Genomic DNA, 23512 nt, shown 5'->3' on the forward strand with positions numbered 1-23512 from the left:
GCCGTTTTCTATCGGCAGCGGGTAGACCGTGAATTAACGCTGGTAGAGAGCCTCAATGTCACGCGAGTAGTTGTCCATGACAATGTTGCGCTTGACCTTCATGGTCGGGGTCAGCTCGCCGCTTTCCTCGGTGAAGTCACTGTCCAGAATATGGAACTTCTTAATGGCCTCTGCGTGAGAAACCAGCTCGTTAGCGGAGTTGACGGCGTCCTGAATCTCGGCGCGCAAAACTGCGCTGGAGGCAGCGAGTTCACGGATCGAGGTGTGCTCGGGGACGGAGTGCTCAATCTTCCACTTCTCCAGTGCCTCCTCATCGAGAGTGACCAACACGGAGACGAACGGACGACCATCGCCGATGACGACTGCCTGGGACACCAGCGGGTGCGCACGCATGCGGTCTTCCATCGGGCCCGGCGCGACATTCTTACCACCAGCGGTGACAATGAGGTCCTTCTTGCGGCCGGTGATCTTCAGGTGGCCTTCTTCGGTCAGCTCACCGAGGTCACCAGTCTTAAACCATTCGCCGTCGATGAAGGCTTCCTTGGTTGCCTCTTCGTTCTTCCAGTAGCGGTCGAACACAACCGGACCACGGAGCAGAACTTCGCCGTCATCAGCGATAGCGGCGGAGCAACCACCGACCGGACGACCAACGGTACCAATAATCTGCTCGCTCGGGTTGTTCACGGTGACGGCAGCCGTGGACTCAGTCAGACCGTAGCCTTCGTAGACAGGCACACCGAGACCACGGAAGAAGTGCCCGAGGTCAGAGGACAGAGCCGAACCACCGGAAATGGTGTACTGCACGGCCTCACCCATAGCTGCGCGAATTTTCGAGAACAGCAGGCGATCGTAGAGCTGGCGACGCAGCTTCAAGACACGCGACGGACCTGCCGGAGTATCCAGTGCCTTGGAGTACTCGATGGCGGTGGCCTCAGCACGCTCGAACATGGCCAGGCCGAATGCGCCCTTCTCCTTAGCGGAGGCGTAGGCGGAGTCACGAACCTTCTCGAACACGCGCGGCACACCGAGAATCATGTGCGGACGGGAACGCTGGAACTCCAGGGTGACGGTCTTGGTATCAGCCCAGTGAGACTGGGTAGCACCGGAAATCATCGAAGCCAGGGACACTGCGTGAGCCAACACGTGCGCCAACGGCAGGAAGGTCAGAATGCGGTTCCCCGGACGGGCAATCAGGCCAATCTCGTTGGTGAGGATGGCGCGGGCCTCCGCCAGCCAGTTGCTGTGCAGGAGCACGCAGCCCTTCGGACGACCAGTGGTACCGGAGGTGTAAATCACGGTTGCCAGGTCGTCGGCCTTGGTGTCCTTGATGCGGCGCTCGACCTCGTCGCCGTCAATGTCACGGCCTTCGTAGCTAATGGTGTCAGTAGCGGAAGCGTTAATCTCCAGTACACGACGCAGCTGAGACTCGCCCTCCGGGTTCTCGGTGCCCTTTTCGACCAGCAGAGGCTTCATGCGGTCGGTGTGCTCACGCGACTCGGTAAATGCGAAAACAGCACCGGAGTTTTCAATAATCCAACGAATCTGGCCAGACGAAGAAGAGCCGTAAATCGGGACAACAGCAGCGCCTGCCATCCAGATAGCGGTATTGATCAGGTTCCACTCGTAGCGAGTCTCACTGAGCAGCGCTACGCGGTCGCCCGGCTGAACACCGTTGGCAATTAGCCCCTTAGCGACGCCCTTTGCCTCGTCATAGAACTCCTGAGCAGTGACATTTACCCACTCAAAGTTCTTGGGGCGAGTGAAAAGCACCAGCTTCGGGCGCTTCTGCACCAGCTCCTGCAGCGAGGTAATAATCGTTTCGTCCTCGCCGATGACGTATTTCGCCTCGGTAGTATATTCACGCATCGAGTTACAAACCCCTACTTTCGGTAGTTCTGTCCGTCGTTGGTTTCGTTAGGAATCAACTTAGAACATCAAACCCTGCGCCGTTGTGATTTCAGTAAATATTTCGATAACGAAGTGATTTACCTTACTACTGGCAAAGTTTTTCTAAACTGGCATGATGGAAAGGGTGACACAGGCAGCTTCCAATCCTCCCCTTTCCTCTCCACTCGCCGACCTCGCTAAAGATGTCGGAGTTGGGGTTTCCTACTACTCCACCGAGGGCCAACTCGTGCACGTCTCTCGTGAGACAGTGCTAAAAACTCTCGCTGCTCTCGACATCGATCTGGGCCCAGATCCCAGCGATGCCGACATCAACGACGCCCGTCGTGAGTGGGCAGACACGCAGTGGTCTCGCCTTCTCCCGCCCGTGGTAGTTACCCGCCAGGGCATCTTCCACCGAGTTCTGGTTCACGTACCGCACGGCAGCAATGTCAGCGTGACTGTGAAACTGGAGGACGGCGCAGAATGGCCCTGCGCTCAGGTGCACCACTTGGTACCGCCACGCCAGGTCGGCGATGTGTTGATGGGTGAAGCCGCCTTCGCAATTCCAGAGGATCTGCCACTTGGTTGGCATCGCTTGCGCGCAGTCAACGATGACAACGTCGCTGAGTGCGATGTGGCCGTAACCCCCAACCGTCTCGCCACTGCCGACAAGTACGTGCAGAATCCTGCGCATGGTGTCATGGCACAGCTGTACTCGGTACGCTCCAGCCGCAGCTGGGGTATTGGCGATTTCGCTACCCTCGGCGACTTGGCACAGGTCAGTGCAGAGCACGCGGGCTCTGATTTCGTCCTCATCAATCCGTTGCACGCCGCAGAGCCACTGCCTCCGGTAGAAGACTCGCCGTACCTGCCCACCACGCGCCGCTATGTCAATCCGCTGTACGCGCGCCCAGAGCTTATCGACGAGTTCGGGTACCTGGACAAGGACGAGGCCGATGAAGCCCGTGCGCTAGCGAACTCTTTCCACCAGCTCAATCACAGCCCTGATGAGATTGACCGCAACCCCATCTACGCTGCAAAGCTCAAGGTATTGCGGGCAATTCACAAGATCCCCCTGTCCAGCGCACGCCAGGCGGAATTTGACCGTTGGCTGGAGGCCGAGGGCCGTGGCATATACGACTACGCGTCGTGGTGCACCGAGCGCGAGCTCGCGGATCGCGCTGCTGCCCGCGATGCTGCACGCGCTGCCACTTCCGATTCTGGTGCCGTAACCGAGAACGATATCGAGTTGGTTCCACCGTTGGGTAACCACGCCAGTGTCGAATCTCTGCGGGAGGAAATCTTCCAGTTCCACCTCTGGGTGCAGTGGATTCTCGATCAGCAGCTCGGCCAGGCACAAGAGGCAGCCCTGGATGCGGGTATGCGCATCGGCATCATGGCCGACCTTGCCGTCGGCGTGCACCCTGGCGGCGCGGATGCCGAGAACCTTGCGGATTGGCTCGCTCCTGCTATCTCTGTTGGCGCACCGCCAGACGGTTTTAACCAGCGCGGCCAAGACTGGTCGCAGCCGCCGTGGAACCCGCACAAGCTAGCCGAGGCCGGCTACCGCCCCTGGCGCGACATGCTGCGCACAATCCTTCGCCACGCAGGTGGCATTCGTGTTGACCACGTGCTGGGTATGTTCCGCCTCTGGGTCATGCCGCGGATGGAGTCCCCCGTCAATGGCACCTACCTGTACTTCGACCACGAGGCAATGGTCGGCATTCTCGCACTTGAGGCCGAGCTCGCTGGGGCCGTCGTCGTAGGCGAAGACCTGGGCACTTTCGAGCCGTGGGTGCAGGACTACCTGGCCTCGCGGGGCATCATGGGCACCTCGATCGTGTGGTTTGAATCCGAGGGCGACCAGCCGAAACCACCAAGCGCTTACCGCAGCCTGTGCCTGTCCTCCGTCACCACGCACGATCTGCCGCCGACGGCAGGCTACCTCGCAGGCGAGCACATCAAGCTACGGGAACGCCTGAGACTATTGCTTTCCGACGTCGCGGAGGAAGACCGCCGGGACTTCGAGTGGATTCGAAAGGTTTTGGGTGCGGCCAAGGAAGCCGGCTGCTTTGGTGACACGGCTGCGGCGGACATGGATGTTCATTCCCTTACCCGCGATAATCTGCCACCAATTGACGCACTGGTCACGGGGCTGCACCGCTTCCTCGACCAGACGCCATCCGCGCTGAAGTGTGAGGCCTTGGTGGACATGGTCGGCGATCGTCGTACTCAGAACCAGCCGGGCACGAGCCACGACCAGTACCCGAACTGGTGCATTCCGCTAACCGATGCCGAGGGCAAGGCCGTGCTTGTCGAGGACCTGCCTCGCTTCCCCGGATTCAAGCGTTAATTGGTTCGTGAGCGACTAATCCCTCATTTTTGCTGTTCACCGATCTTTCAAGTTATGTGCCCGGCACTAAAACCGAGGCTAAAACTGGAAATCGGTGACTGCACCAGCGATGAGGATGAGAAGAAGCAAAACGATTAGGGCAAGTAGGACCTTCGAGTGCCTCGACCGATGCATGCTAACTCAGCTCCCTACTGCGAAATATTTGCGAACTACCCAACTCTAGCCTGTTGGGCAAATTTCCTAATACTTTAAGACATACCTTAGGGCAGCGATAGCGACCCAACACTTAAAGGGGGCTTGTCCCAGCTCAATTCATCGGGACTCCCGGTGAGCTATCTACAGGCCACTACCTCATCGGCTACTAGCTCTCGCTGCCCGCTCCTCGACGCTCCTGCGAACGCTCCCGCCAGCGCACTGACCTCTGCCACAGGCGACCGCTGACAACATCGATTGCGCCAACGAGAACGAAAGCAACAAACCCTCCGACTACCAGCAGAACCACGCATAGCACGCTGACCTGCGCAAGCAGTGGCAATTGGATAAGCCACTGCCCTACTCTGTCGAATACTTCTGCCATGAGTGTCAACCTACCCTGCCGGTGACCGGAATAACCAGTGGGCGGCGGTCGCGGCGCTCGTCGTAAAGCGTGAAGCTAGGCATCAGTGCCCGACAGCCCGCGGCGTTCGAGGAGCGGCTGGATGTCCTTGTCGCGGCCTCGGAAAGCGCGGTAGGCGGCCATAAAATCGATGGCGCCACCACGGGAGAGAATCTCCTCGCGGAAGTGGCTGCCGCCGCTGATTGTGGCACCGCCGTTGTCGGTGAACCAACCGAAACCGTCCGCGTCGAGAACCTCTGCCCACAGGTAGGAGTAATAGCCCGCCGAGTAACCACCGGCGAAGATGTGGTTGAAGTAGCGGGAGCGGTAACGCGGAGCCAGGTGGGGAACGTCGAGGCCGAGTTCGGCAAGTGCTTCCGCTTCGAAGGCATCAACATCAGTGACCTGAGCTGCTTCCTCCTCGGTGAGGCTGTGCCAGGCCAGATCGATGGCGCACGCGGCGAGGTACTCAACCGTGGCGAATCCCTCACCAGCGGTGCGGGCCTTCTTCACCGACTCGACTAGCTCGGCCGGGATCGGCTCACCGGTACGAACGTGGACGGCGTAATTGGCCAGAATGGACGGTTCAAGCGCCCAGTTCTCGTTGATCTGGGAGGGGAATTCCACGAAGTCGCGCGGGACGTTAGTGCCCGAGAAGGTCGGGTATGTGACGTCGGAAAGCAGACCGTGGAGGGCGTGCCCGAACTCGTGGAAAGCAGTGGTGACCTCGTCGAGCGTCAGTAGCACCGGGGTGCCCGGTTCGGTTTCGGCGATGTTCATCACGTTGACCACGACTGGCAGGCGCCCCAGCAGACGGGACTGGTCCCTAAACGAGCTCATCCACGCACCACCGCGCTTGGTCGGACGCGAGAAGTAGTCCGTAATAATCAGGCCGATGGTCTCGCCTCCGCCCTGGCGTACCTCCCACACGGTCGTGCCCGGCGCGTATCCCTGCAGGTCCTCGCGCTTGACTACCTCGATGCCATAGAGCTTGCGGGCAGCGTAGAACACGCCGTCTTCGATAACACGGTGGAGCTCGAAGTAGTTCTTGAGTTCCTCCGTGTCGACTGCGAATTCTTCCGCTTTACGACGGCGCTCCCAGTATGGCCAGTCAGCGCCCGTGACCGTCTCATCGCCAGCCAGATCAGCGACCCGCTTGTACTCGCCTTCAGCATTCGCAATGGCAGCTGGCGCCAGGTCTGCAATGAGCTTCCGAGCAGCTTCTGCGGTGGTTGCCGTCTCCTTGGCAATGACGTAATCCGCATGCGTGTCGTAGCCGAGCAGCTTGGCACGGCGGGCACGCAGGCGTGCCATTTCCAGCACAATGTCTGAGTTGTCGAACTTGCCGGAGGCAGCACCCGCACGCCCCAGTGAGGCTTCGTAGAGCTTGGCGCGAGTAGCCGGATTATCCAGGTCAGCCAGCTGTGCCGGAGTTGACGGTAGGTCCAGCGGAATCAGCCACGGCGCATCGGTGTCGGCCTTTTTCGCGTAGGCGGCGAAGGACGCAATGGCGTCGTCGGAAAGCCCGGCGAGCTCCTCGCGGTCGTAGATTTCCACGGCGCGCGCAACGGTGTCCTTCAGCAGGTTTTCGCCGAAAGCCGTGGAAAGCTCAGAGAGGCGGGAATTGATGCGGCTGAGCTCGGCTTTGTCCTCGTCGCTGAGGTCCGCACCGGCGCGCTGGAAGTCTTCGCGGACTTTCTTCAGCAGCAGCTTCGCCTCTTCCGGGGTGGCGGCATCGTCAACGCTGTCAATGGCATTGATGCGCTGCCACAGGTCACTGCGCATGCGAATCTGATCCAGGTGTGCTGTGAGCTGCGGGGCGATCTCGGCTTCAATTTCCATGCGGACGTCGGTGGCGTCCGTCCCGGCAACGTTGAAGAAATAAGCAGCGACGCGGTCCAGATCTTGGCCCGCCTTCTCCATTGCCTCGATGGTGTTAACGAAGGTCGGAGCCTCCGACGACGTGGCGATGGCGTCAATCTCGCGCGCATGGCTGCGCATTGCTTCGCTAAAAGCCTCGCGGACGTGGCTGTCATCGATTGCCGCAAAATCTGGCAATTCGCAGAACAATTCCGACGGTGTCAACAGTGGATTTCGTGCATCATTGGTCATAGTGAATTCAACTGTAGCGTGCTCGAAAAACCAGAGTGCGCCTACCGTCTGAAACAGACTCCCCGCCCTTCTGGCAGGACCAACCGTGACGAGGAGGCGTTTTCCGCCATGACAGAGACGACTATTTCCGCTCCCTGCGGGAGGCTAACCGGCCGTATTCACGATGGCGCAATACAAGTTTTCAATATCGATTACGCAGATGCTGCTCCGTTCGCCGCGTCGGCACCGGTGGCAGACGGCCCACAGTCGGGCACTCGGCGCTGTGAACCCGAGCGCGAATTAGTTCTCACCGTCACCGCACCGGCTGAGCCCGCGGACGCCTCCTATCCGGTATTGCTGTGGATTCACGGTGGTAGCTACGAGTTTGGGCATCCCTCCGAACCCTGGACGGACGCGACGGCCTTCGCACAGGCGGGCATCGTCACCGTTTCGCTTGGATACCGCAAGGGCCTCGAGGGCTTCTGGCGTGACAGTGAAACAGAGACCTACCGGGCCATTGATGACCTGTATCTGGGGCTGCAGTGGGCTCGTCGTAACGCGCCTGCCTTCGGCGGCGATATCGACAACATCACTATCTCGGGGCAATCGGCGGGTGCGGCGCTGGCGCTCACTCTGGCTGCCGACGATCGCACGCGCGGCCAGATCCAACGCACCATTGCCATGTCGCCGGCCTTCTCGCTGCTGTCGGGCTCGCGCCTCCGCCGCACGTTGGCCGGCATCGGCGTGGGACGTGTGCCGTCCACCGACGTCTTTTCGCGTGCCGACGAACGCAGGGTCGCTCGGGCCCAGAAATTGGTGTCGGCATCCTCGCCTTCGGATCCGGCAATTGGGCCTCGCTTCGACAGCTTTGCTCCCACACTGCCGACGATGGTGACCGCCACCAGCGAAGAGTTCTTCTCAGAACCGCCGGTTGTGGCGATGGACAAGTTGCCCATGCGAGAGTGGATGGCTCGGCGCTACGCCAAGGGGCATCGCGGCCACGGCGAATTTCCGGCCACCGCCTATGCCGAGCGTCCGATGGGGAATGTCATTTCTGACTCAGCGATTCGCTCATACGCTGTTAAAGTCGCCGAACGGTCCGTGGCGGCTGAGCTGGATGTGTGGGCGGCACAGTTCGAACCGGGAGAAGGGTTGGGCTATGCACCTGCTGGCCGCACCAGTGGTGCTCCGCACTGCATCGACATTGCACGCTTCTTCGGTATGAAAGAACCCAACCATCCATTCCACCAAGTGGCGGTCGAGTTCATCCGCGAAGGCACCTCACACATGCCCCGCTACAACGACGACCGCAAGGTGACTACCTTTACCGGCGCTGACGCCCAGGCAGTCGAGGGCATTGCCATCGATGCGTGGGCGGCTCCGCGCCAGCTCTTTGGTGCATAGGGAATAAGGCGGGTGAAGCTTGCGCTGGTTAGCGCTGTGCTGTTGTGCTCAACAACTGAGCCCAGCGACTTAAGCTGGCAAAGTCTGCATGTACCGATAAATCTCGACGCAGACCAAAATGGTGATCAGCGTGATAAGTACTGCTATGAGTTTCCTGCGATCCATAGCCACCGTTCTTACCGAAGCACCAGGCCAGACGCAAGCTTTACCCTCTGTGGTTAACTGTCAACTATGGAGCCGCTTGATTTATTAGTCCCCGAGAATTCCGCGCTGCAGCCGGTCGACCCCGCGCTGGCTAAGGTGAAGCGAGTCGCGCACGCCGCTCCCCTGCTAGTTATCACGATTGCATCCGTCGTCGCCGCTGTGATGTGGACTCCGTGGATGTGGTTGGGCGTCCTCGCCTGCGTGCTCTACTTCGCATATATCTACTGGCTCATCGGTCGACAAGTTCGTGCCCACCGATACCTCGAAGAGGACAACGACTTCATTGTTGCGTCCGGACGCTGGTGGCGCTCGGTCACTGTCGTCCCTTACGGACGAATCCAGTTCATCGACATCGATGAAGGACCTCTCCTTCGACTATTCGGACTGGCAACGCTGAAGCTCAACACAGCATCGGCGAGCTCGGATGCAGCCGTCCACGGTTTGCCACGTGAAGAAGCGCTCGCCCTGCGCGCTCGTCTATCTCAGCGCGCCCACGACCGGATGGCGGGTCTCTAAATGAGGCATAGAGTTCATCCCCTATCTCCGCTGCTCAAAAGCTTTGCCACAATCGCTGCGGTGACTGCATTCGCAGTCGCGAATCAGTGGCAGTTGGCCGTTGCGGTCGTGACTCAGCTCTACGACTGGGCATGGCTCGGTCTCCTTGTCGGTACCGGTGCGGTCGCCATAATTATTGGTCTGATTGCATTTTTCTCGTGGCTGTCCTGGCGGTATACGTTCTACGAGCTCACCGACGATGAGGTTCGCTACGGCTCCGGATGGCTACTGCGTTCTCGACGCGCGGCACGGCTCGACCGCGTGCAGGCGGTGGATATCAACCAACCATTGTTGGCGCGCATTTTCGGGCTCGCCGAAATTGTCATTGAAACAGCCGGCGGCTCCGATTCACACTTCACAATCAAATACCTCACTCCCCCGCAGTGCGAACAGTTCCGCGCTGACGTGTTGGGTGAGGTAGAAAAGCTGGACACCGAGCTGGCACGTTCGCTTTACGACGGCGACAGCTCCACCGCGCCCCTCGACTCCGGCGCTCACATGTCCTCTCGCATGCCCGAAGCGAAGACCATCTTTGGCCCGGTCGATGTCGGACGGCTGATTGCATCCGTGGCCATTGGACCCGGTCTTTTCGTCGGCATAGCTCTCATCCTCCTCGCCGTTGTCTCTGCGCTGTTTACCGACCTCATCGTAGAAATCCTCAGCGGAGTAACCATCACTACTCTGATTGTGATTGGCAGTTTCGCTGTCGGCCTTTTCGGGGTACTAAATCAGTCGTGGGATTTCACGCTGAAGGTATCGTCGGAAAGCAGGCGTCTGGCGATTACCGCCGGACTGTTGTCGACGCGCGCTCAGACCATTCCCATTGATCGCATTCATGGCTTTAAAGTGGTGCAACCGCTCTGGTGGCGTCCGTGGAGATGGTCCCGTGCGGATGTCTCGGTGGCGGGCTATGGCCTGGACAGCACACAGTCGAACAACACACTGGTGCCAGTGGCACCGGCACCGGAGACGGACGCGATTGTCGATTACCTGATGAATGAGATTGCGGGACCGTCCTCCGCGGATGACCTGTTGGGCTCCTGGCAGACTCCACGCACGGCATGGTGGCTCAGCCCAATTGACTGGAAATTCCAAAAGGTGCAGGCCACGCGGCGGGGTCTTTTAGTGACAAAGGGCCGGTTCTGGCATACGCGGTTCATCGTTCCCTGGCAGCGTATTCAAGGACATACACTGATTATTTCTCCGCTGAAGAAAGCGGCGGGAGTGGCAAACGTGCGAATCGACATGGTGCCGGGAGCGGTCACTCCGGTGGCAACGGAGTTGAAGTTGGATGATGCGTACCAGCTCACCGCGCTGATTCAGGAACACAAGGTTGTTTAGAATGCTATTTAATGAGGTCTCCCAGGACGGCCGTCTCGCGCGGTCTTGTGGGATCTCGCAGGAAAACTCTCTCTGCAGGCTAGTGGCATAGTCATTACGCTGGGATGCATGACTATCGCCAAGGAAGATTACGAGTGGTACCGCAGCGCGGTGTTCTATGAGGTGCTCGTCCGGGCCTTCTTCGACTCCGACAACAACGGCTCCGGCGACCTCAAAGGGCTGACGGAGAAGCTCGATTATCTGCAATGGCTGGGCGTTGACTGCCTCTGGCTGCCGCCTTTCTACGACTCCCCGCTGCGCGACGGCGGTTACGATATCCGCGACTTCCGCGCCGTGCTCGACGAGTTTGGCACGGTCGAGGATTTTAAGGTGCTTCTCGACGAGGCCCATGCGCGCGGTATCCGCGTTATTACTGACCTGGTGATGAACCACACCTCCGATACCCATGAGTGGTTTCAGCAGTCGCGCACTGATCCGGATGGCCCCTACGGCGGCTTTTATGTCTGGACTGATGACCCGGACACTTACTCGGGCGCACGCATTATCTTTGTCGATACCGAGGATTCCAACTGGACCTATGACCCGGTGCGTGGCCAGTACTACTGGCACCGCTTCTTCTCCCACCAGCCGGATTTGAACTATGACAATCCGGCGGTGCAGGAAGCGATGCTCGATGTGCTGCGCTTCTGGTCCGATCTCGGCATCGATGGCTTCCGCCTCGACGCTGTGCCCTACCTCTTCGAGCGCGAAGGCACTAACTGCGAGAACCTGCCCGAGACCCACGCTTTTCTGAAGCGCTGCCGCAAGGTCATGGATGAGGAATACCCGGGTCGCGTCCTGCTGGCGGAGGCCAACCAGTGGCCCTCCGATGTGGTGGAATACTTCGGCGACCCGGAGGTCGGCGGCGACGAATGCCACATGGCTTTCCACTTCCCGCTCATGCCACGCATTTTCATGGCGGTGCGAAAGCAGTCCCGCTTCCCCATCTCGGAGATCCTGGAGTCTACGCCAGAGATTCCGTCTTCGGCTCAGTGGGGAATCTTCCTGCGCAACCACGATGAGCTGACGCTGGAAATGGTCACCGATGCCGAGCGCGACTACATGTACGCCGAGTATGCGCACGATCCGCGAATGAAGGCCAACATCGGCATTCGCCGTCGTCTAGCGCCACTGCTGCAAAATGACCGCACACAGCTCGAGCTTTTCAATGCCCTGCTACTCTCCCTGCCGGGTTCGCCGGTGCTCTACTACGGGGACGAAATTGGTATGGGCGACAACATTTGGCTCGGCGACCGCGATGGCGTGCGCACACCGATGCAGTGGTCGCCCGACCGCAACGCCGGGTTCTCCAAGGCCGACCCCGGTCGGCTCTATCTGCCGACCATTCAGGATGCGACCTACGGTTACCAGGCGGTCAATGTCGAGAACCAAGCGAGCTACTCCAATTCGCTGTTGAATTGGGTGCGTCGACTGATTCAGGTCCGCAAGCGCTATGAGGCTTTTGGCCTCGGTGACTTCCGCGAGCTGAATAGCGACACCGCCTCTGTTCTGACCTATCTGCGCACATACGGCGACGAAGTGCTGCTGTGCGTCAACAACCTGTCCTCTTACCCCGCGGCCGTCTCGCTGGATCTGTCCGAGTTCGCCGGCGCCACCCCGGTAGAGCTCACGGGTTCGGTTCCCTTCCCCACAATTGGCACTGATCCCTACCAGATCACGCTTCCTGGTCACGGTTTCTACTGGTTCGAAATCCAGTTGCCGCCAGAGACAAACCTCGAATCGAGCGCCTCCATGTCGGCGCCGACAATCCCGGTTGCGCAGGCGATATCGGACGCGCCGGTGACGTCATCACGCGAGCACTCAGGCACCGCCGCCGATGCCGCAGCCGATGCCGTCACAAACGCCGATAATAAAGAGTGATCTTTTAAGTCCCGAAAGGCGAACGAACTGAAATGACTATTCCCACCGCCGATTTCATTGCCGAAGAGCTGGCAGACACACTGGTCAAGATGCGCTTTTTCGCTGACAAGGTCTCTGACATCGACCACGTCGAGATCCTCGCGCTTGACCCCGTACTGCGCGACAATCCCGACAGTCCCGATGTCGATATCGCATTGGTGAGGGTGCACACCGCGCATTCCGCACCGACCTATCAGCTGCCCATCGCTTGGGCGGAGGACGTCCCCGATGGCCACGAGCAGTCCCTGCTGGTTCGCGCGGAGGGCATCGTCGGCTACGACGCTCTGATTGATTCGGATGCCATCACAGCACTCGGCCAGAAGCTTTCCGACGAAGGCAAGCTCGGCCGCATGGAACTGCGACGTGTGCCGGGCTCTGAGCAGCTCCGACCGAAATCCGGCCGCCCCATGGGAGTCGAGCAGTCGAACACCTCGGTCATTTTCGACGACCGCGTGATGTGCAAGTTCTTCCGTCGCCTCTACCCCGGTACTAATGCCGATGTGGAGCTGCTGGCCGCACTGGCCCAGGCGGATTGCAAGTTCGTCCCTGAGCTCTACTCCTGGGTGGAGACCACCATTGGCGAAGACACCTACACCACCGCCATGCTGCAGGAATTCGCACCGAACTCAGTCGATGGCTGGGAGTTGGCTCTTGGCGCAGTGCGCGATGCCATCCGCGACAGTCAGACCCCGCTGGAAGATTTGGGCACCGACTTTACATCCGAAGCGCGTGCGCTCGGCGAAGCAGTGGCCTCGGTACACAGCAGCCTCGCTGCCGCTGTCGCGGTAAAGAAGCGTCTGGCCGGTGCGGAGCTGGTAGCCCCACTGCGAGCTCGACTGGACTTCGTCGCTGGTGTGGTGCCACAAATTGCTGAGGTCAAGGATAAAGCGCAGGCTATCTTCGATCGCGCGGAGGCTGCGGTTCCCGAAGGTGGTGCCGTCGTCCAGCGAATCCACGGTGATCTGCACTTGGGGCAGGTATTGCGCACGCCGAGCTCTTGGCGCTTGATTGACTTCGAGGGCGAGCCGTCGCGCCCGTGGGAGGAGCGCCGGCTGCCGGATCACCGCCTACGCGATATCGCCGGCATGATTCGCTCCTTCGATTACGCCGCTCATTACCCGCTGCTGACCGGACGTGAAGACACCGAGGCAGCTACCGAGCGTGTTGAGCAGTGGGCTCGCCGCAATATCGATGCGTTCTTGGAGGGCTATGGCGATGCCAGTGACCCGGCGCTACTGGAGGCCTTTGTACTGGATAAGGCCATCTACGAGTGCCTTTACGAAGCGCAGAACCGCCCCAACTGGCTGCCGCTGCCGCTTGGTGCTGTGCGCTCGCTGTTAGGATAGGGCTTTTGTCGCAGTAATTTCATCGCGGGAGTGATCCTCCCGCAAGATAGAGGTCTTTCGTGCGTCTGCTCAGCAGAATCCTGTCCACTACACGAGTGCTCTGGCCTTTCTATATCGGGGTCATCATCTGTTCGCTGGCCACCGCCGCCGCGTCGTTGATTAGCCCCTTCCTCATCCGCGATGCCACCGACGCCATCGTCGGCGCGGTGTCCAGCGATGAAGGCTTGAGCCAGGCGGCGATGTCCGATACCACTCGCACGGTAATCTGGCTGGTCATCGGGCTGCTAATCGCAGATCTGACGCAAACCATCGTGCATAACATCGGTGGTTACCTGGGCGATGTGATGACTGCGCGCATGCGCGAGATTCTGTCGACCCGCTACTATGCAAAGCTGCTGTCGCTGCCGCAACGCTATTTCGACAGTCAGGTCACCGGCACAATTATCGCCCGCCTGGAACGCTCGATTAGCAATATCACGCAGTTCCTCCAGGCGTTTTCCAACAACTTCTTCCCGATGCTGTTGACCGTCGGCGCGGTACTGGGCATCACTGCCTGGCACTACTGGCCCCTGGCGGTGCTATTGATTATCGTTTTCCCGGTCTACACCCTGCTGACCGCGCTGACCTCGAAGCGCTGGCAGAAGATTGAAGCGAAAAAGAACGAACAAATCGATATCGCCGGTGGCCGTTTTGCCGAGGTCATCGGCCAAGTCAAGGTTGTCCGCTCCTTCACTGCGGAGCTGCGCGAAATCGCTTTCTTTGGTTCCCGCTTCCGCCGCACCATCTCCCTGACCCGCGATCAGTCAACGTGGTGGCACCGCATGGATGCCCTTCGCGGGGGCATTTTGAACATCATCTTCGCAGGCATCTACCTGCTGCTTTTCCTGCGTACGCTGTCGGGAGAATTCTCCATCGGCACCATGGTCATGCTCATTCAGCTGATTAACATGGCGCGCCAACCAGTGACCATGATGAGCTTCCTGGTCGACGCTGCCCAGCGCGCAGTCGCTGGTTCGCGCGATTACTTCAAGGTCATGGAGCTTACTCCAGAGACCCGCACGCAGCCGGAGCTGCTCAGTGCAGCGACCGCGAATAACGGCGACTTCGACTCCGCGTCCGTTGGTTCCACCGCAGACGCAGAGTCCGTCGACAGCGCCCACCGTTCCTCCCTGGAACGCGCAGCCGAACAGGAGGCAATTGGCGCTCCCATTGTCGACTTCGACGCAGTGGATTTTGCCTACGAAGAGGACAAGACGGTGCTCTCCAATGTCAGCTTCCGGGCGTACTCGGGCCAGAAAATCGCCCTGGTCGGCGAGTCGGGTGGCGGCAAGTCCACCATCGTCAACTTGCTGCTCGGCTTCTACGCCCCGACCGCAGGCCGCTTGAGCGTGCTGGGTTCGGATGTCTCCGAGGTTTCCGGTTCCACTCTGCGTGCTGGCTCTGCCGTCGTGTTCCAGGACTCGTCACTGTTCTCCGGCACGATTCGGGAAAACATCGCCTACGGCAAACCCAACGCCACCGACGAAGAAATCATTGCCGCCGCGAAGAAGGCCAACGCCGACGACTTCATCCGCAGCTTCGCCGACGGCTACGACACCACTATCGGCGAGCGAGGTATGAAGCTCTCGGGTGGCCAGAAGCAGCGCATCGCCATCGCGCGCGCAATTTTGAAGGATGCTCCCCTGCTCATCCTGGACGAGGCCACTTCGGCGCTGGACACCAAGGCAGAACGCGAAGTTCAGCGAGGCTTGGACAAGCTGATGGAGGGACGCACAACGGTTATCATCGCCCACCGCCTGTCCACAATTTCCGATGTGGACACCATCGTGACGCTGCGTGACGGTCACGTCGACGAGGTCGGAGCACCCGCAGAATTGGCGCAGACTGACGGTATCTACGCCGAGTTGCTACGCCTGACGGCTTCGGCCTCGGCGGCGGATCGTCTGCGCCTGAAGAAATACGGCATCAAGGGGTAACGCGCCGTCGTCAAGCATGCAGGAAACGCTTGACGACGGGCACCCCTGCGCCCTTTTACGGACGGGGAACGATGTAGCGGCCAGCGCCCGGAACAATTTCGACGGTGACCGGCATCGGGAACATGAGGTCGCCGTCAGCGTAGGCATTCATCTGGCGTGGCGGGCCGATGTATTCCACGTAAGCCTTCTTGGCGCGGTAGGTGCTGACCTCCCCGATTTTTTCAACGGTGCCGTCGAACACGGACTTGAAGGCCAGGGCGGCCTTGATGCGCCCGGCTTTGCCGATGACAGTGATGTCCATCAGTCCGTCGGAGTGGTCTGCGGACGGGCAAATCTTCATCCCACCGCCGTAAGAACGGGTGTTGCCGAAGGCGGCCAGCGTGATTGGATCTTCGAGAACCCGATCGTCATCGAGCGTGATGCGGAATGGTAGCGAGTGAAAAGCCAAGAACTCGCGGACGATAGCCAGGTTGTAGCGGTTGCGGCCATGCGGCCAGGTCATCTGATTGACGCGGTCGGAGACAATCGAGTCGAAGCCGGCACACATGATAGTGCCGAACCAGCGCTGCTCCCCTGCCTCATTGATGATGCGGCCGAGGTCAGTGGTCGTCCAGAAGCCATCGGCGATAACGTGAGCGGCATCGCGAGCATTGCCACGCGGCAGATTGTATTCGCGACCGTGGTCGTTTCCGGTGCCGGCCGGGATAATACCGAGGGGGATGCCGGTCTGTGCCTGCTCCTGCAGTGCGAGGTTAATCATGCCGTCGCCACCACAGACTGCCAGGGCATCAATTCGGCCGTCGGCGATGACCTCACGAATGAGCTTGCGGGCGTCGTCGGGGTTAGCACCTTGGAGAGCGATGACATCGATGCCGCGATCCGCGAACACCCGGCTCGCCCGGGCGGACGCAATCTGCGAGGCGCCATGACCCGCGTGGGGGTTAGTGACCAGAGCAAGGGTACGAATCTCAGTTGTTCCCAGCGGGTAGTTGAGATCCTTGTCGTTAGCGTTCATCGAAGAAATACCTACTTTTACGTGGGCTTTTGACCGGTCAATACTGGCCTTTATGGGAGTGCGTTAATGCATCTAACTAAAGCTTACCAAGATTGATTGACATTTTTTGAGAAAACGTAACGTAATACCGCTATAATAAAAGATGTAAAGATGTGCTTCCGCGCAAGTTACATATAATTCCGCAGTTCAGACTCGCAGCACCGATGCCCAAGGAGAAGCTCAGGATGTCTAACAAGCTCACGATTCCGTACCGCATGCGCTGGTGGGGCTGGGGTGTTGACGGCAACGACAAGCCAATCACCACGGCCAGCGAGAAGCTACTGCAGCGCGAAATCGGTATGTCGTTGGACGCAAACAACCCGCCGCGCAACATCGCCGACGTCACCATCCCCAATAGTCGCCTCAGCGCCGAGGATATCGAAGCCCTGGGCGCTGTTGTCGGCGCGGATGCCGTCGCCACCGACCACGACACCCGCGTCAAGCACGCGGTCGGACGCTCCTACCCCGACCTGGTTCGCCTTCGCGCAGCCAAGCTCGATGTCGCCCCAGATGCTGTAGTGCTACCGAAAACTGAAAAGCACATCGAAGACCTGTTCAAGGTATGCGCTGAGCGCAAGATTGCAGTCGTCCCCTTCGGTGGTGGCACCTCGGTCGTCGGCGGCGTGGAGGCTGTTGACGGAGGCATGGGTAAGGCCATCGCAGTGTCCATGACCGCCTTTAACAAGATCATCGACATCGACAAAGTCGCTGGCACTGTCACCGCCCAGACCGGCGTTTTCGGCCCCGACCTGGAAAAGGAGCTGTCCAAGGCCGGCTTCACCGCTGGTCACTTCCCGCAGTCCTTCGAGTACTCCACTGTCGGCGGTTGGGTTTCCTGCCGCTCGGCAGGCCAAGAATCCTCTGGTTACGGTCGTATCGACCGCAACGTGATTGGCATGCGCGTCGTCACGCCAGCCGGCACCATGGAATTCCGCGACATGCCGTCGTCGGCATCCGGCCCGAACCCGCGTGAGCTTTTCCTGGGTTCGGAGGGCACCCTGGGCATCATCACGCATGTGACGATTGCCCTGAATCAGCGTCCACAAAAGGAGATGCTCTTCGACACCTACTTCTTCAACTCCTTTGAGGAAGCCGCCGAGGAGCTGCGCAAACTGGAGCAGAGCGGCAATATCCCGCACCTAGCACGCATCTCCGACGAGAAGGAGACGCTGTTCGGCCTCACTCAGCTGGGCTCCGCCAGCATGTCCGAGAAGGTCACAAAGTACCTGAAGCTGCGTGGCATCGACACCCCGTGCATGGTGATTTTTGGCTTTGCACAGACGGATCCGGTCGGCGCCCGCGTCACCCGTGAGCGCCTGGCCGCTCGCCTGCTGACCAAGAAGTGCGTCCGCATGGGCTCCATCCCGGGCATGGCTTGGGTTAACCACCGCTTCTCCTCGCCGTACCTGCGCGATGTCATGATGACTCGCCGCGTCGGCGTCGACACCCTGGAGACCGCCACCACCTGGGATAACGCCGCTACACTGCGCCGCGAAATCGCCTCCGCAATGGAAGCCGCTGGCGAGAAGCACGGCACCCCGGTGTACGTCTTCTGCCACATCTCTCACATGTACGAATCCGGCTGCTCGCTGTACTTCACGTACTTCTTCCGCGAGACCGAGGGCGAGATTCTCCAGCAGTGGATGGACATCAAGACCGCGGCGTCGGAGGCCATGATGAACTTTGGCGGCACCATCACGCACCACCATGGCATTGGCCAGGATCACAGCCCGCAGTACTACGAGGAGAACACCGAGTTGTTCGCCAAGGTCATGCGTGCAATTAAGGACGAACTCGACCCTGCTGGCATCCTCAACCCGGGCAAGTTGGCTACCGGTCCGCGCTCCTTGGAAGAGCGTTACGACGGCAACATGATTTAACCCTGTTGCCGCCGGCTTCGGCTAGCGAGCTAGACTGACCAGTTCGCTGGCGTAGATTTCCGGCGACGTTGGGCCGTCATAAATAAACAGTGAAACGTAATCGTCAAGGGTAAAAGATTCAAGTGCTGCGGTCATTGTCGCTGTCGCTTCTTCCTGGGATCCCAAGCGAAGATGCCCGGATAGTGGGATGGTCGGCTCAATCGCTGCGATTTCGTCCGTGCGACCGCAAACAGCGCGGCGTTTTAAATGCCTAAGCGCGCTTTTCTAGTTACGACCTGTCTGGGGTGGCACGGACTGGAGACAGCAGCAACACATCTGCAGCGATGGTGCAATAGCAGCGAAAGCTCGGTTCATGGACTCAGAGCGGTTGGACGCTGGGTGCATAGCCATCGGGGTGTCTCCTTCCTTGTAATCCCGGGAAATGATTCGCAACTAAGAAAGATCTCTTGAATCAATATCCGTGCCGGTCGTTGATAATGAACAACTTAGTCTATTTCTAAGCGCCTTGCAATGGGGTACGCCCGAAATAGTTCACACTCACTACGCACTCCACAACTTCATCACTTACGCCAGATAGTTTCATCACTATCACCGTCTTCGGGAAAGTCGAGGAAGAAAGACTATGACTGCCACGCACGCTCCTCAGCGCGATCGCTCAGCTGCGGTTTTGAACAAGGCTCGTCGGCAAGCGGACTTGAATCGTCTACGCGAAGAAACCGCTAAGGGCGACATCCCAGATCTGCTGGTCATCGGCGCCGGTATCACTGGTGTCGGCATCGCTTTAGATGCGGCGTCGAGGGGTTTGAAAACCGTTCTCGTCGAATCGAAGGACCTCGCTTTCGGCACCTCTCGTTGGTCATCGAAGCTCGCCCACGGCGGACTGCGCTACCTTGCCAGTGGCAATGTCGGTATCGCTCGCCGCTCAGCTATTGAACGTGGTGCGCTGCTCGACGTCACCGCTCCGCACCTAGTGCGTAACCTGCCGCAGGTTGTACCGGTGATGGATAACTTTGCACCGTTGACCAGGGTTTTGCCGCGTTTAGGCTTTTTGGCCGGTGACTTTCTGCGCATTATCGCTGGTACCTCCGCCACTACCCTGCCATTGTCCCGCACTGTCAGTTCCCGCCGAGTCAGCCAGCTTTCGCCGACCGTCCGTAAGCGCGACGTGAAATTCGGCTACGTCAACTACGACGGTCAGCTGCGTGACGACGCACGCTTGGTCACCGCTATCGCTCGAACCGCCGCTAGCTACGGTGCAACTATCTTGACCCGGGTCCGCTGCGAGACTGCCTCTGGAACGAGCGCCACACTAAGCGACGAGCTCACTGGCGATTCCTTCGAGCTGCCGGCTCACGCTGTGGTCAATGCCACTGGTGTGTGGGCCGCAAACCTAGCGACGAACATCAAGATTCGCCCATCTCGCGGCACGCATCTGGTTCTTGACGCCGCGAAGCTAGGCAACCCTACCGGCTCTCTGACGGTACCGGTTCCTGGTCACACCAACCGTTTCTGTTTTGTCCTTCCCGCAGAGCACAACCGCGTCTACATTGGCCTGACCGATGAGGATGCACCGGGCCCGATTCCGGACGAGCCGGAAGTGCCGGAGGATGACATCGTTTTTCTGCTCGATGTCATCAACCAGGCACTCGAGGTTCCGCTCACTCGTGACGATGTCATCGGTGCTTTCGCCGGCCTGCGTCCGCTCATCGACGCCGGCGAGGCACACACCGCTGACCTCTCCCGCGAGCACGCCTTGTTGGAGGCCCCGAACGGCCTGATTTCCATTACTGGGGGCAAGCTCACCGAGTACCGTCTAATGGCGGAGCAAACCGTGGACAAGGTTGCGGAAAAGCTCGGTGTTTCGCTTGCTCCGTGCTCCACCCGCACCATCCCTGTGCTGGGCTCCGAGCCAGAGGAGCTCGACCGCGCTCGCACCGCTGCCGCTGCCGGCCGTATCCCGATGCCGCTGTTTAACCGCTACGGTGCCGAATCCTTCGAGGTCATCGAATCCTGTCCGCTCGACCGACCGCTCGACCCGGTAGCGGAGGGTCTCGATGTCACCCGCGCCGAGTTCGCCTGGCATGTGACGCACGAGGGAGCTCTCAGCGTCGACGATATTCTCGATCGCCGCACACGTCTGGGGCTGGTCAAGGCTGATCGCGAAGCTGCCCTGCCAGCTGCTCAGGAGGCACTGGGGCTGGCCTAGCGCTGGCCATTGCCGCGGCTGCTTCTGATGCGGCCGTAGCTACTGGTTAAAGCAGGGGTCTTCGGACTTCCCGCTTTTTCTGTATACACGGAAACTATGAGTGTAAATAACGCTGTCACTTTCCCCTCCCTCGATGAACTCCGCTCCCGCAGGACAGTCAAATGGACCGCATATTCACCGGACGTGCTGCCACTGTGGATCGCCGAATCCGATGCCACAACCTGCCCTGCCGTCAGTGCCGCAATCGACGAGGCGTGTCAGCGCGAACAATTCGGATACCTCTCGCAGGACATCACCGCGCTTACGACCGCAACCGCGGACTTTTCTGCACAACGCTACGGATGGCGCCCGAACCCCGACAATATCTTTGCCGTCGCTGACGTCGTCCGCGGTGTCACACTCGCGGTTGAACGCTTCACCCGCCCCGATTCCGCAATTGTCGTCCCCACTCCCGCCTACATGCCGTTTTTCCAGGTAGGTCCCGCGCTGGGACGCGAGACAGTGTGCATTCCCACGCTTGCCGACGGCCCGGATCTCGGCGCCCTCGAACGCGCCTTCGCCGACGGTGCCGGTTGCCTGATCTTGTGTAACCCGAATAATCCTCTCGGCTTTACCTACTCCCCCGAAAAACTGCGTGAGATTACCGATTTAGCCGCTCGCTTTGGTGCGCGCGTTATCTCAGACGAGATTCACGGCCCAGTTGTTCTAGATGGCACTCACACTCCAACCGCGTCGGTGTCGGATACCGCGGCGGCCGTGACTATCACGGTGACTGCTACCTCGAAGGGCTGGAATACCGCCGGCCTCAAGTGTGCGCAAATCATCTTTAACGACGAAGATGCCAAAACCTGGCTGGAGCTGCCCTTCATTGTTCGCGAAGGCGCTTCTATTCTTGGTGTCGCCGCGGCCACCGCCGCCTACCGCGATGGCGTGCCCTGGCTGGACAATTTTGTCGATGTCCTGCGCACCAACCGTGAGACTCTGCGAACACGTTTGTCCACTATTGCGCCACAGGCTCGCTTTACCCCACCGCAAGCATCATTTTTGGCGTGGTTGGACTTGGGTGACGTGCCTGGTGTTGACAGTGAGGACCCAGCTGCGTGGCTGGTTGAAAACGCCAAAATAGCACTCAACCCCGGCTTCGCATTCGGCGAAGGCGGGGTTGGGCATGTGCGGCTTAACTTTGCGACCTCCCCGGAAATCCTCGGTGAGGCCCTGGACCGTCTTGACGCGGCCCTGCGCTTGTAGTTGACGTTTTAGTTGGTGACAGTGACGCTGCCGTCGGCGTTGACAACAACGTTGGCGGCCAGAGCGCGAGCCAGGTTCATGCGAACGTGCTGGCCCTCACCGTCAGTGCGATCGAGCGGGTAGCCGGATGGGATTGCGGTCTGAGCGAGGACGGAGCTGCGCTGTTCCTCAGTCAGCTGCGGGAAGCGGGTCTCCAGCAAACCTGCGTAACGCTTCGGAACAACAACTGGCTCGTTAGCCGGGCCAACCTGCTTGAAGTCGTAGGTCATGCGTTCGGTGTACTGCTGAACGGCAGCTGCGGTGCTCATGTACGGAGTGTCCTTGGCAACGCAGTTGGCGATGGTGTCGCCACAGCGGTACTCGAGCTCCGTACGCAGCTCATCCATGGCTTCTTCGATGAGTGGGCGGAACTCTGGGTCTGCCCAACGATCAGCTGCGGCCTGGTTGCCCATCATGCGGCCGCCCATAACGTCCAGCGGGTAGTGGACGCCCATGACAAGGCGAGAATGACCAGCCTCGGACGCACGCGCCTGAATCTGCGGTGCAACCTCCGGCAGCATCATAGCCAGCATGGTTGAAGTCCATGCAGCCTTGTTGGTGTGGCCCGACGGGTAGGACGGGGTGGTCGAGTACGGGTCGTCCTGACCTTCGCGGTAGTAGCGCTCGATGCGCTCCGGCGCCACCACAAACGGGCGATCGTAGCCGTAGACGTACTTCTCGAAGAAGGTCGAGCTGACCAGACCGCCGCCGCGAGCAAGGTTGCCGGACAGCAGGGCCTTTACCTTCGGCAGGCGATCCTCGTCGTAGGCATCACGGAAGTACTGGCCCAGGTTTGCACCGAAAGCAGTGGAAATATTGGCCAGTGGGTCCAGGTAGTCGTCATCAAGAGCGAGTTCCTGTGCCTGCGGTTCATTCTTGGCAGCGTTGTTAATGCGGACGACCGTTTCGAGGTTCTGGTCCATAACCTCTGGGTGGTTCTTCTCCAGCTCCACGAAAGGATGCACAACGTAGAAGTAGAACCAGTTATCGGTGGCGGCATCCGACGGGTACGCGCGTGCAATCTGGTCCGGGCGATACGAGGTTGGCTTCGGCGCATTCGGGTCGGTGTTTTCACCGGAAGATGACGGCAGCGAGATGGAATCCGGGACCTCGAAGCCACCGCCGGGGAGCTTGATTCCCTCTGGAGCGGCCACATTAGCTGGAAGATCAGAAACAGAGTCCAGGCGGTTGCCGAGCTCGGCCAACGGGTTGACCGGAGCTGCCACGGCCGTTGCCGGTGTAAGCCCCATTACAACTGCCATTGCTGCGGTAGCAGCGCCGACGCGAGTACGTGTTGCAGTGCGCTTGTGCGGCTTCAAAGAAGACACTGAAGCATTCCTTTCCAGATTGCTGCGTGGGAGGCACCAGTTGTGA

At 59.7% G+C, this 23512-nt stretch carries 15 protein-coding genes; 10 read left to right on the top strand and 5 right to left on the bottom strand.

Annotated elements, in window-relative coordinates; all coding sequences use genetic code 11:
* Positions 1-33 precede the first annotated feature (33 nt).
* Positions 34-1866, bottom strand: coding sequence for a long-chain fatty acid--CoA ligase (locus EGX79_08005; GenBank protein ID AYX82134.1), 1833 nt, complete (start codon positions 1864-1866; stop codon positions 34-36).
* Positions 1867-2020: 154 nt separating this feature from the next.
* Between EGX79_08005 and malQ the strand changes: the two genes are divergently transcribed.
* On the top strand, positions 2021-4240 hold the full coding sequence (malQ, locus tag EGX79_08010) for a 4-alpha-glucanotransferase (protein AYX82135.1): 2220 nt from the start codon (positions 2021-2023) through the stop codon (positions 4238-4240).
* Positions 4241-4601: 361 nt separating this feature from the next.
* Here the strand turns inward: malQ and EGX79_08015 are convergent, their stop codons facing one another.
* Together EGX79_08015 and EGX79_08020 are read right to left on the bottom strand one after the other, a co-directional pair.
* Positions 4602-4817, bottom strand: coding sequence for a hypothetical protein (locus EGX79_08015; GenBank protein ID AYX82136.1), 216 nt, complete (start codon positions 4815-4817; stop codon positions 4602-4604).
* A 75-nt stretch (positions 4818-4892) separates the two neighbouring features.
* On the bottom strand, positions 4893-6947 hold the full coding sequence (locus tag EGX79_08020; GenBank protein ID AYX82137.1) for a M3 family peptidase: 2055 nt from the start codon (positions 6945-6947) through the stop codon (positions 4893-4895).
* Positions 6948-7055: 108 nt separating this feature from the next.
* Between EGX79_08020 and EGX79_08025 the strand changes: the two genes are divergently transcribed.
* From EGX79_08025 to EGX79_08050, 6 genes are all read left to right on the top strand, one after another.
* On the top strand, positions 7056-8330 hold the full coding sequence (locus EGX79_08025) for a carboxylesterase (protein ID AYX82138.1): 1275 nt from the start codon (positions 7056-7058) through the stop codon (positions 8328-8330).
* 231 nt (positions 8331-8561) lie between these two features.
* Positions 8562-9050, top strand: coding sequence for a hypothetical protein (locus tag EGX79_08030; protein ID AYX82139.1), 489 nt, complete (start codon positions 8562-8564; stop codon positions 9048-9050).
* A complete protein-coding gene (locus tag EGX79_08035) occupies positions 9051-10430 on the top strand; it encodes a hypothetical protein (protein ID AYX82140.1) in 1380 nt (459 codons plus the stop codon).
* A 108-nt stretch (positions 10431-10538) separates the two neighbouring features.
* Positions 10539-12350, top strand: coding sequence for a maltose alpha-D-glucosyltransferase (gene treS, locus EGX79_08040; GenBank protein AYX82141.1), 1812 nt, complete (start codon positions 10539-10541; stop codon positions 12348-12350).
* Positions 12351-12382: 32 nt separating this feature from the next.
* A complete protein-coding gene (locus EGX79_08045) occupies positions 12383-13735 on the top strand; it encodes a hypothetical protein (protein ID AYX82142.1) in 1353 nt (450 codons plus the stop codon).
* Between the two features lie 59 nt (positions 13736-13794).
* Positions 13795-15711: an ABC transporter ATP-binding protein gene (locus EGX79_08050; GenBank protein ID AYX82143.1), complete on the top strand. Its 1917-nt coding sequence runs from the start codon at positions 13795-13797 to the stop codon at positions 15709-15711.
* Positions 15712-15766: 55 nt separating this feature from the next.
* Here the strand turns inward: EGX79_08050 and EGX79_08055 are convergent, their stop codons facing one another.
* Positions 15767-16726: a diacylglycerol kinase gene (locus tag EGX79_08055; GenBank protein AYX82144.1), complete on the bottom strand. Its 960-nt coding sequence runs from the start codon at positions 16724-16726 to the stop codon at positions 15767-15769.
* 224 nt (positions 16727-16950) lie between these two features.
* Between EGX79_08055 and EGX79_08060 the strand changes: the two genes are divergently transcribed.
* From EGX79_08060 to EGX79_08070, 3 genes are all read left to right on the top strand, one after another.
* Positions 16951-18645 carry an FAD-binding oxidoreductase gene (locus tag EGX79_08060; GenBank protein AYX82145.1) on the top strand — a complete coding sequence of 565 codons (1695 nt, stop codon included), beginning with the start codon at positions 16951-16953 and terminating at the stop codon, positions 18643-18645.
* Between the two features lie 622 nt (positions 18646-19267).
* Entirely contained in the window at positions 19268-20851 is a 1584-nt protein-coding gene (locus EGX79_08065) for a glycerol-3-phosphate dehydrogenase/oxidase (protein AYX82146.1), read from the top strand.
* Positions 20852-20947: 96 nt separating this feature from the next.
* Positions 20948-22099 (top strand): aminotransferase class I/II-fold pyridoxal phosphate-dependent enzyme, encoded by a 1152-nt coding sequence (locus EGX79_08070; protein ID AYX82147.1) that lies wholly within the window; start codon positions 20948-20950, stop codon positions 22097-22099.
* A gap of 8 nt (positions 22100-22107) precedes the next feature.
* Here the strand turns inward: EGX79_08070 and EGX79_08075 are convergent, their stop codons facing one another.
* On the bottom strand, positions 22108-23466 hold the full coding sequence (locus EGX79_08075) for a phosphatase PAP2 family protein (GenBank protein AYX82148.1): 1359 nt from the start codon (positions 23464-23466) through the stop codon (positions 22108-22110).
* Positions 23467-23512 lie beyond the last annotated feature (46 nt).

Source organism: Corynebacterium jeikeium (assembly GCA_003955985.1).
In the GTDB taxonomy this organism is placed as follows: domain Bacteria; phylum Actinomycetota; class Actinomycetes; order Mycobacteriales; family Mycobacteriaceae; genus Corynebacterium; species Corynebacterium jeikeium_D.

Coding starts and splice junctions, on each gene's coding strand:
- EGX79_08005 (AYX82134.1), bottom strand. CDS start 1,866: ATGCGTGAATATACTACCGAGGCGAAATACGTCATCGGCGAGGACGAA.
- malQ (AYX82135.1), top strand. CDS start 2,021: ATGATGGAAAGGGTGACACAGGCAGCTTCCAATCCTCCCCTTTCCTCT.
- EGX79_08015 (AYX82136.1), bottom strand. CDS start 4,817: ATGGCAGAAGTATTCGACAGAGTAGGGCAGTGGCTTATCCAATTGCCA.
- EGX79_08020 (AYX82137.1), bottom strand. CDS start 6,947: ATGACCAATGATGCACGAAATCCACTGTTGACACCGTCGGAATTGTTC.
- EGX79_08025 (AYX82138.1), top strand. CDS start 7,056: ATGACAGAGACGACTATTTCCGCTCCCTGCGGGAGGCTAACCGGCCGT.
- EGX79_08030 (AYX82139.1), top strand. CDS start 8,562: ATGGAGCCGCTTGATTTATTAGTCCCCGAGAATTCCGCGCTGCAGCCG.
- EGX79_08035 (AYX82140.1), top strand. CDS start 9,051: ATGAGGCATAGAGTTCATCCCCTATCTCCGCTGCTCAAAAGCTTTGCC.
- treS (AYX82141.1), top strand. CDS start 10,539: ATGACTATCGCCAAGGAAGATTACGAGTGGTACCGCAGCGCGGTGTTC.
- EGX79_08045 (AYX82142.1), top strand. CDS start 12,383: ATGACTATTCCCACCGCCGATTTCATTGCCGAAGAGCTGGCAGACACA.
- EGX79_08055 (AYX82144.1), bottom strand. CDS start 16,726: ATGAACGCTAACGACAAGGATCTCAACTACCCGCTGGGAACAACTGAG.
- EGX79_08060 (AYX82145.1), top strand. CDS start 16,951: ATGTCTAACAAGCTCACGATTCCGTACCGCATGCGCTGGTGGGGCTGG.
- EGX79_08065 (AYX82146.1), top strand. CDS start 19,268: ATGACTGCCACGCACGCTCCTCAGCGCGATCGCTCAGCTGCGGTTTTG.
- EGX79_08070 (AYX82147.1), top strand. CDS start 20,948: ATGAGTGTAAATAACGCTGTCACTTTCCCCTCCCTCGATGAACTCCGC.